Here is a 9480-nt window from a genome sequence, read left to right as displayed (position 1 = left end):
GTTCGTCCCCCTGAATTGGTCGGATCTCGGCACGGCTGCCGGTCACGTCGGGGTGGACCTGTGGATAACTCGTGCTGGAGACACGCTAAACGAGTGGCCCGGAGAGAGCAAACTTCCTTGTGGGAACTCGGTGCGCGTCGCTGCGGTCGACTGGGCATCACCTGGGGATAATTGTCTGTTCAGCCCGCTGGTTTGCACGGAAGCACCCACTCGACGTAGCCTAGATCGGTTGACTTGTGCCTGTTAAGGCATGAGCCTTTGTCCGCACGTCTCCGGTCGCAGTGATCCCGGGTGACAGCATTTCCGGAGTTAACACTATGAGCAAGCGCACTTTCCAGCCGAACAACCGTCGTCGCGCCAAGAAGCACGGCTTCCGTGCCCGCATGCGCACCCGCGCCGGCCGTGCCATCCTGTCGGCACGCCGCGCCAAGGGCCGCGTCGAGCTCTCGGCGTAACACCCTCGGTGCTCGCGCGTCCGCATCGTCTCACCCGCGGCGCCGACTACAAGTCGGTCGTCCGTCGGGGAGGTCGATGCGCGGGCCCATCGACCGTGACCTACGTGATTCACTCCGGTGAGGATCGTCCGGCACGGTTCGGGTTCATCGTGAGCAAGCAGGTCGGTGGTGCCGTGGTGCGCAATACGGTGCGCCGCCGGTTGAAGGCCATTTGCGCGGAGGCTCTGCCCTCTGTGCGCCCGGGCGCGGATGTTGTCATCCGCGCCCTTCCGTCGTCTGCCGGCACCGGTTTTCCGGCGTTGCGTGACGAGGTCGTCCGCTGTCTCGACAAGCGCGCATCATGAGTGTCCTTCCCGCCGCGTACAGCGGTACGGCGCGATTCCGGGGGCGCGACTTCCTGCGCTCGATCCCGCTCTGGCCGCGCGACGCGACTCTCGCGCTCCTCTTCGCCTATCGCAAGGTGATCTCGCCGCTGTACGGCGAGGTGTGCAAGTACTACCCGTCCTGCTCCGCCTACGGCGTCGGTGCCGTCCAGCAGCACGGTGCGGTGAAGGGCATGGCCCTCGCCGTGTGGCGGATCCTCCGCTGCAACCCCTGGTCTCTGGGTGGCGTCGATGACGTCCGTCCGCATAAGCACTTCCACTACGGACTCACCCCGCGTGGGTTCGTTGTACCTTCCCCCGCAGAAAGGACCGCTTCGTGACGAATCTCTTGTTCGCCGCGGCCAGCGCCACGCCGAGCCCGTCTTCTTCCGCTGATGCGGGTGGTGGGTTCGACCTCATCAGCATCATCCTCTGGCCGCTGAAGTGGGTCGTCGAGCTGATCCTGGTCGCTTGGCACTGGCTGTTCTCCTCTGTGGGAATGAACCCCGCCGGCGGTCTGACCTGGGTGCTCTCCATCGTCGGTCTCGTGATCGTCGTGCGTGCCGCCCTGGTTCCGCTGATGGTCAAGCAGATCAAGTCTCAGCGGCGCATGATGGAAATCGCGCCGGAGATGAAGAAGATCCAGGACAAGTACCGGGGCAAGCGCGACCAACTCTCCCGCGAGGCGATGAGTCGCGAGACCATGGCGCTGTACAAGAAGCACGGCACCAGCCCGATTTCGGGATGTCTGCCGATCCTCGTGCAAATGCCGATCTTCTTCTCGCTGTTCTCCGTGCTGCGCGACGTGAAGATGCACGCCGATGCCGGCAAGGGTGGTGTGTTCTGGCTCTCGCCCGAGCTCACTCAGCAGTTCAATGACGCGAAGCTCTTCGACGTCGCGTCGCTGCACGACTCGCTGGTCGACGCGTGGACCAAGCACACCGAGGGCTGGCAGGTCACTGTCACGATCCTCGTGATCCTCGTGATCCTGATGATCGCGTCGCAGTTCATCACGCAGCTGCAGATCATCTCGAAGAACCTGTCCCCCGAGGCCAAGACCGGCCAGGCCTACCAGATGCAGCGCATCATGCTCTTCATCCTGCCGTTCGCCTTCGTCTTCTCGGGCGTCTTCTTCCCGCTCGGCGTCGTCATCTACTGGTTCGTGTCGAACCTGTGGACCATGGGTCAGCAGTTCATCGTGATCCGCAACCTCCCGACCCCGAACTCGGAGGCCTGGAAGGAGCGCGTGGCGCGCCTGGAGCGCAAGGGCAAGACGCTGGACCCGAAGGGCAACGTCATCTCGATCGCCGAGTACGAGGCTGAGCAGAAGCGTCTGTACGAGGAGGCCGAGCGTCTGAAGGCGCAGCAGCCGAAGCGTCAGCAGCCGATGGGCAAGAACCGCGCTAAGAAGCAGGCGCAGAAGCAGCCGGGTACTCCCTCTCCGGGCTCCGGTCCCGCAAGTCCCGATCAGCCGTCGAAGTAGGAGATGATCACCTCATGACCGAATCCCCCGTCTCCGACGACCGCACTCCCGCGACCGTCGCTCAGCTCGAGGAAGAGGGCGACATCGCAGCGGACTACATCGAGGGTCTGCTCGACATCGCAGACATCGAGGGTGACCTCGAGCTCGACGTGCGCCAGGGTCGTGCCTACGTCTCGGTAGAGTCCGACGACGCCACGCTGCGTGTGCTGTCCGACCCCGACACCGTGCAGGCGCTGCAGGAGCTCACTCGCCTGGCGGTGCAGAGCAAGACCGGACGCTTCTCACGTGTGATCCTCGACGTGGGCGGTTCGCGGGATGCCCGGCAGGTCGAGCTGACCGCCCTGGTGGACCGCGCGATCGCGCGCCTCGACGAGGGCGCGTCCCAGGCCTCCCTGCCGTCGATGTCGTCGTACGAGCGCAAGCTCGTTCATGACATCGTGGCCGATCGCGGTCTCGTGTCCGAGTCGTACGGTGAGGGCGCTGATCGTCACACCGTGATTCGTCGCGCCTGACCGTGAGTGACGAAGGCACCGCGGCCGCGGTGGAGGTCGAGCCGGCCGCGGCGGTACAGCTGTTCGGCGATCGCATCGATCTGGCACGACGCTTCACCGCGGCGCTGGCTGCCGAAGGCGAGGAGCGCGGACTCATCGGTCCGCTGGAGCTCCCCCGCCTGTGGACGCGCCACATTCTCAATAGCGCGATCGGTGCTCCGCTGTTCTCGGGTCGTGTCGCCGATGTCGGGTCAGGTGCTGGCCTCCCGGGTCTGGTGCTGGCCATTGCGCGCCCCGAGGTGGAGTTCACCCTGATCGAGCCGATGGAGCGCCGGGTGGCCTGGCTCACCGAGCAGACCGAGGTGCTGGGGTTGTCCAACGTGACGATCTTCCGCGGGCGAGGTGAGGAGTTCGGTGACGACGGCACCTTCGATGCGGTGACGGCGCGAGCGGTCAGCGCTTTGCGGACCCTGATTCCGTTCACCGCTCCCCTGGTTCGCGATGGTGGCGAGCTGATCCTCTTCAAGGGGACATCGGCACCCAACGAGATCGCCGCGGCCGAGAAGCCGATCCGCAAGTTCAAGCTGTCGGATGTGCGTGTGGAGGTGCTCGGCGAGGGCGTTCTGTCGGAGACGACACGCGTGGTTCGAGCCACAGTTCGGTAAAAGCCTGGTCATTTGCTATTTCGCCGTTCTCTGGCGCTGTGAGAGCGATTCTCCGCGATTTGAGTGCACGGTGGACCTGGGGTCCACCGTGCACTCGGTCTTTTGACGTGAGTTCGGTAGCTGTTCGGTTTTGTGTTGCGGTTCGTAGGGCACGGCGTCGTGATCTTCGCGCAGCGCGATGTCGATGCGATGGACCCGAGCTACGACCGAGAGCTCGGACCCGCCGCGGTCGGCGTGGCGCCGTCTGCCTCGCTATTCGCGCGCGACGTGAGTTCGCCTTCTGCGCTCTCGTGCATCGGGGCCATTTCGGTTGACCCGCGACCGGGCGCGTAGCCGACAAGGGAACGATGAGCCGTCTCATCCGTGGAGTTGCCCTTCGCGCTGGCGTCGCCAGGAGCTGTCCCGCCGGGCGTACTCACTGGCTGCCGATGTGCTGTGTCCGGTGATGCGAGATCCGCTCGGACCGGTAGCTACGGTGGCCGCGGGAGCGTCGATATCCTGGCGAGCGTCTTCCTCGTCGGCACGCCAGTTGGTAACGGCAACGCATCCGTCTCGTCGCCTTTGCCCACACCTCCATCGAGGACTCCGGCGTGGTGGCACTGCTAGGTCTTCGGTCCGTTGAGTCGATGAGCCGGAGAGCATGTCCTGCGCCCTGGTTCGTGAGCGAGCGAAGCGAGGCGAAGGGCCTGGGCGAGATGTGCGGGTGTTTGGGTGCGTCGGTCTCTCCGCAAGTTGACCCAACGCTCGTGCTGCGTGCGTCGTGCCCTCATTCGGCGCCTTCCGTGTCCCTGGTTCGTGGGCGATGGGAGCGAGACGAAGATCCCTCGTGACTCGCGCTGGATGTTGACATGCGTTCTTCGTGTTTCCCGTTCACTGCCGCAGGATGGGCACAGTGTGGCCGGTGCCCCGCGGGTGACGAACTGGTCGTCGACGTCAGTCGCCCACGACGCATTCTCGGGCACCAGCGGCACGTTCGCCCGGATGGGGTGGTCCGAGTGCCGACGCTCTTCGCTGGTCGATGGGTGCCTCGCCGGTTTCAGATAGGGAGAAGACCGGGTTGCCGGGTGACACGTCTGTGCTCATTGCATCTCTTAGGCAGCACTCCCCTCACGCCCTCGGTCGCTGAGCGAATGAGGCGAGACGATGGTCCTGGTGGGGTCCGCTGGGCGTTGATACCTCCCGTTGCTCCCGGTGGAGGACGTGTGCACGCATTCCGAATGCGCGCAGCATTAGCGAGTTCGAGGAGGTCAGGCGGGCACGGGGCTCGACCAATTCCCTCGGATGCGCGGTCTCCGGGCTCCCGCGGGGCGTCCCGGTTCTAGCCCACATGGCGCATATGGTGAAGTGAACCATCGGGATCACGCAGCTGCTCGAATCACTGGTGGAGGGGTATTGGCGCTCAGACTTGGCGGCAGGCTATGTCGCACTGGGCGATACGAGAGCCACCTTCCCGCGCGTCAACGTCGGTGGCGTCAGTGGCGTCAGTGGCGTCGTGAAGACGCCAGCCCGAGTGCTGGCCGCCTGCTCTCGCTTCTCCCCCGTGTCTGCCGAAGGCGGCGCAATGCTACGACGACGTGCGCGGCGGCGTTGTTTCACGTGAAACCAACGCTGAGTGCGCGTAGATGAAGTAGTCGGGTCCCACTTCCGCACCTTGTCTGCTCTGCCGTGGCTGGCCTTCGCGCGCAACCCTTGATCGGACGGGTGAGATCACCTTCCGAGTCGGCGGCAAGCGTGCCTCTGTGCCTCTGTGCCTCTGTGCCTCTGTGCCCCTGTGACTCTGTGGGCCGCGGGCCGGGGGGCGTGGTCCATGGGCCTGTGGGCCGCGGGCCGGGGGCCGGGGGCCGGGGGCCGGGGACCGTGGGCCTGTGGTCCTGTGGGCCGCGGGCCGGCGGGCGCGGGTCTGTGGGTCCGTGGGGGCGTGGTTGATGATGGGCTAGGTGGCGTCCGGCTGCGTGGCGTGTCTGGCCAGATCGTGTCATTTCGGTAGCCCTGAAGACCTGAAGACCTGAAGACCTGAAGACCTGAAGACCTGAAGACCGGAGGACCGGAGGACCAGAGGACCGGAGGGGGTGGGACTACCGGCCGCGATGCCAAAAGGCCGCGACTCGTGATTCGCCGCGGAGGGAGAATGGCTCGCGCCCGTGTTTCACGTGAAACGGCGGTGGCGCGACCTGGGCTGTTGCAGTTCGGGGTGCTCCCGTTCGGAGCGGTCGTGGCGCGGGCGGCAGAGAAGTCGAATCTCCGCATTTCTTGCGCCGAGCTCTCGAACGGGTTGATCGGCTAGGTGACGGTCGCATGAGGGTCTGCGGTGGCGGTGGCCGTCCCGGTGCCTGTGGGCGAAGCCGGGACCATCGCCCCTCCGTGGTCCGACAAGCGATAGCAGTCGGCGGTACAACGCAGTTGCGACTGGCATGTGACTGGCGTGAGACCAATGCGCATGCCGGGGCCTTGCTGTTGCGGCTATCGACGCGGCATAGATGTCGATGTCGTTGATGGTTGCCACGCGCGGCTGTGGCCTGGGGTGTGGGCGACAGCCTCTCCGCGAGTGGCCGTATTCGAGTTAGTGGATCACTCAGGATGTGGCGACGGGTCGATCAGCTTGCATCATGTCGCCACGACGAGCCGATGTGTGCAGTAGGGAGCGTCGTAGATCCGTGGTCAACATCACGAACATCGTGACGGTGACCATCGCCCTGGTCAAGTTCGTTGCGCGAGCCTGGAACGTACGGTCCGATGGGGCCGTACCGGTCGGATGACTGGATGGGGTGCGTCAGTGATCGGGGCTTCGGGAGACCTGCCCCTGGGGCGTTGTTTCACGTGAAACTGAGCGCGTTGGGTACCCCTACCCCGCTTACCCTGGCGGCGACGTACTTCACCACGGTTGCCCGGCGACTGTTCGGTGTGAAGTGCTAGCGCACCGTTGTTTCACGTGAAACGTCTGCTGTCGGGAGCCGTGGCCACCGGCGCAACAGTTCTCCATGGATCGCGTATGCCCCTCACCGCAAGCCGGCGGACCGGCGACATCATCGTGTTAGCATGCACGGCGACTGGACTCGGCAGCACAACTTGAGGTCAACCGACCACTCGGGTCAGACCACGCGTCGTCCTCCACTGTTTCACGTGGAACGTTCGAGCCGCTCGCGGCTGGGTGGGTCCTGACGGCAGCCTTGCGTCGGGGGTCGGCTCGATGCGCGCGCAAGGCGCACATGTGCCTCACTCTCGGGCTACAGCCATTTGGTGCAAGCCTCACGTCGACGTTGCACCAACGTTCTGCCCGGGCGGCCAACTCTGAGAGAGTCGCGTGACGTCGTGGCGAGTATGGACGCGGCTCGACATGCACAAACCTTGTCGACCAGCCAGCTGTCGGTGCGCGGAAGGTCGCCGATGGCAGAGGGACCGCAGAGAGGCAGACGGAGGTAAACGGAGTTCGGACTGGTTCGGATAGCGTGCGGCCAGAGAGTGGACGGGGTAGACGGAGTGTTGACGGAGAGCAGATGCGGCAGACGGAGTGCTGACGGAGAGCGGACGGGGGGCAGACAGAACGCTGACGGAGAGCGGACGGGGGGCAGACAGAACGCTGACGGAGAGCCGACGGGAGCAGACGGAGAGCGGAAAGGCGCGGACGGGCGCGGATGGACCGCGGATGGACCGCGGCCGGGGCGGGCAGGCGCGCATGAGGCCTGCACGGGCGATGTGCGTGGCATGCAGGAGCAGGCATGGGGCGTGCAGTCGGTCATCGCTGTGCGGTACGGAGCCTCGCCGAACTCCCATCACCTCGGCGGTGCCACAGTGGGTACCTTCGATCCTGCGCGAGCCCGGGCTCGACGGGGCTCTGGAGTCCTGCTCTAACCCGTGATCACCGATGGGATGGCATGGTCTGCCCACGCTCGCCACATGACGGGCATTCGTCGCACAGGCAATGCTGGCCGTTGAGGAGCCTTCGGCGCGGTCAGGGTGCAGGGGGTTTCGGCCTCGACATCAGTGGCTCGGGGTGATCTGTGCTGAAGCGCAGGGTCAGCCTCCCTGTGACCAGGGCATGCGTGTGGTGAAGCCGCGCGCCTTACGAAGCGACTCAATGGTTGAGCTCGTTGAACTCGAGCTCACGTTTCACGTGAAACATACGCGGAAGCGACGTGAGCATACATCGAGCGCTCGTACGGCGGCATCATCAATCGCCCTTCTCTCTGCTGGCGTCGCGGCAACAGCGGTGGTGAGGAAAGTCATCGTGGCTGGCCCCGGGTGTGTACGCGGACGGGCGCACCTACGCTACGAGATCGCACATCCCCTTCCGTGTGCCCGTCACCTACGGTCCTTCGTTCCGTACGGGGCGTTGCCGCCCCGAGGTATGGGCGTCCGTTCCCACGGTCGATTCCGCTTGGTGGTACGCCTGCTTGGATGCGCTGGTTCGATGATGTCGGCCGTGCTTGCGGGAGAAGGTCGGCTCGTGTCAACCCTCGCAGGGGTAGTCACGTTCCCGAGCATGGTGTCTCGTCTGAACCCGTGCCCTCTTCCGTCACGGCGACGTCATTCTCGGAGTCCTCCTCAGTCCCGGCCGCGCAGGACGAAGGACCCTGGCCGCGGCCCGCTCATCCAGCGCTGGTCGGCCCCGAACACCCCGGTGTGGCGTCTCAGAGAAAGTTGCGACCGCGCTGAGGTGCAAGACTCTGAGCACTCCAGGGCCGTGCGGCGACGCTCGGCGGCATTGAAAGCTCTCGCCTGCGCGATGGGCGCTGCCTCGCGTGGGCGCCTGACGGATCCTCGCCACCTCAAGAATGTGGAAGCGCCCTCCCCCGGAACCTCTCGTTATCCTTGAGGCAGAAGTTGCTCGACACTCTGCGGGACCTGATCGCGATCGATTCCCAGATCCCGCCATTCGCGGATGAGCGGGCGATCATCGCGGACCTTCGGGCTCGCTGCGAGGCGTTCGGCTTCGCTGACGAGGTCACCGTGCTGGGACCTGCGCCGGAGCGACCGCGCATGCTGGTCCGCCATCGCGGTGGCGGCTCGGGTTGTGGTCGCGAATCAACCCGCTCAGCAGACCCGGATGCGAGTGGGATCGTCCGGGAGATCCGCATGCCATGTCGCTCCGACAACGATGATGTCAACGACACCGGCACCCCCACATCCCCGCATCCACGCGCGCTGCGAGCATATCGAAGCGACAGTCTTCAACTCCTGGCTTAGATGAGATCGGTGTGGGCACAGTGGCAGTGGGCCGGCTCTGAGTTCGCCATGGCCACCCGCGCGTGCGCCCGCGCCGGCACCTCTACTCGGGCGCGCGTCACTGTCCATCCACTCGCCCAAGGCTGAGTCGCGAGCTGACCTCGGCCGGGCTTCGGTGTTGGTGTTGCCCCGCGTCCGCTGTTGGTGCTGGTGGCTGGTGGCTGGTGGACGGTGGCTGGCGGCAAGTGACCGGTGGACGGTGGCTGGCGGCTGGCGGCTGGCGGCTGGCGGCTGGCGGCTGGCGGCTGGCGGCTGGTGCCGGTGTCCGTGCTGGCGTTGCCTCCGGTGCGGGCTGTCTGTTCCTAGCTCCGGTGCTCGTGGTGGTGCGCCGACCCGGCGCCGTTGCTGTCTTCCGAAGGTTCTGGCACACGTTCCGTTGCTGACAGAGTTCTGGTTCGAGTGCCGGCGCTGACTCCGCCGGCGACAGCGGACAGGCCAACAGACCGCTGAAGCACGAGAGGGCATACTTGGTTGGTGATGCCGATGGCCCACCTGCCGCTCCCCCACCCTGAGGGAGAGGCGAGCGGCTCGGCGGTCCACCACTGTGGCGATGGTGCGTCGCTCGTCATCTGGTCGACGGGGCTCTAAGTCATCCTGGAATCGTTCCAGCGGTGAGCGGCCCGACTGGTGCCGCGGTCGCCGCCGGAGATCGTGGAGCTCGTCTCCTCACTGCCGTGGTGGCCGTAGGTGGCGTGTCCGACGTTTCACGTGAAACATCGCGCATAGGCCTCTGCCGTGCGTCGATGCCAGCGCAGGTCGGATGCGCGAGGCTTCAGCGATGGGCCAGGCACACCACCGCAG

At 65.6% G+C, this 9480-nt stretch carries 6 protein-coding genes; all 6 read left to right on the top strand.

Going from position 1 to position 9480, the window contains the following annotated elements; all coding sequences use genetic code 11:
* Nucleotides 1-317 precede the first annotated feature (317 nt).
* From rpmH to rsmG, 6 genes are read left to right on the top strand one after another with little or no spacing between them, the layout of a single operon-like run.
* On the top strand, nucleotides 318-455 hold the full coding sequence (gene rpmH, locus ABTV68_RS20785) for a 50S ribosomal protein L34 (RefSeq protein ID WP_067196091.1): 138 nt from the start codon (nucleotides 318-320) through the stop codon (nucleotides 453-455).
* Nucleotides 456-463: 8 nt separating this feature from the next.
* Nucleotides 464-799 (top strand): ribonuclease P protein component, encoded by a 336-nt coding sequence (rnpA, locus tag ABTV68_RS20780; protein ID WP_433675558.1) that lies wholly within the window; start codon nucleotides 464-466, stop codon nucleotides 797-799.
* Nucleotides 796-1158 (top strand): membrane protein insertion efficiency factor YidD, encoded by a 363-nt coding sequence (yidD, locus tag ABTV68_RS20775; RefSeq protein WP_433675557.1) that lies wholly within the window; start codon nucleotides 796-798, stop codon nucleotides 1156-1158. Before rnpA ends, yidD begins: the two co-directional genes overlap by 4 nt.
* Nucleotides 1155-2300 (top strand): membrane protein insertase YidC, encoded by a 1146-nt coding sequence (gene yidC / locus ABTV68_RS20770; protein WP_433675556.1) that lies wholly within the window; start codon nucleotides 1155-1157, stop codon nucleotides 2298-2300. Before yidD ends, yidC begins: the two co-directional genes overlap by 4 nt.
* A gap of 14 nt (nucleotides 2301-2314) precedes the next feature.
* The gene (locus tag ABTV68_RS20765; protein WP_433675555.1) at nucleotides 2315-2812 is read left to right on the top strand and encodes a protein jag; all 498 of its coding nucleotides are present in this window, start codon (nucleotides 2315-2317) and stop codon (nucleotides 2810-2812) included.
* Entirely contained in the window at nucleotides 2809-3456 is a 648-nt protein-coding gene (rsmG, locus tag ABTV68_RS20760; RefSeq protein ID WP_433677662.1) for a 16S rRNA (guanine(527)-N(7))-methyltransferase RsmG, read from the top strand. The genes ABTV68_RS20765 and rsmG overlap by 4 nt, the downstream gene beginning before the upstream one ends.
* The last annotated feature ends 6024 nt before the right edge of the window (nucleotides 3457-9480 follow it).

Source organism: Microbacterium gorillae (genome assembly GCF_050990725.1).
In the GTDB taxonomy this organism is placed as follows: Bacteria; Actinomycetota; Actinomycetes; order Actinomycetales; family Microbacteriaceae; genus Microbacterium; species Microbacterium gorillae_A.
The sequence above is the reverse complement of the archived record's forward strand: the minus strand, read 5'-3'. Positions and strand labels throughout refer to the sequence as shown.

Excerpts from the sequence above, each read along its gene's own strand:
- rpmH (WP_067196091.1), top strand. The coding sequence starts at position 318 with ATGAGCAAGCGCACTTTCCAGCCGAACAACCGTCGTCGCGCCAAGAAG.
- yidD (WP_433675557.1), top strand. The coding sequence starts at position 796 with ATGAGTGTCCTTCCCGCCGCGTACAGCGGTACGGCGCGATTCCGGGGG.
- ABTV68_RS20765 (WP_433675555.1), top strand. The coding sequence starts at position 2,315 with ATGACCGAATCCCCCGTCTCCGACGACCGCACTCCCGCGACCGTCGCT.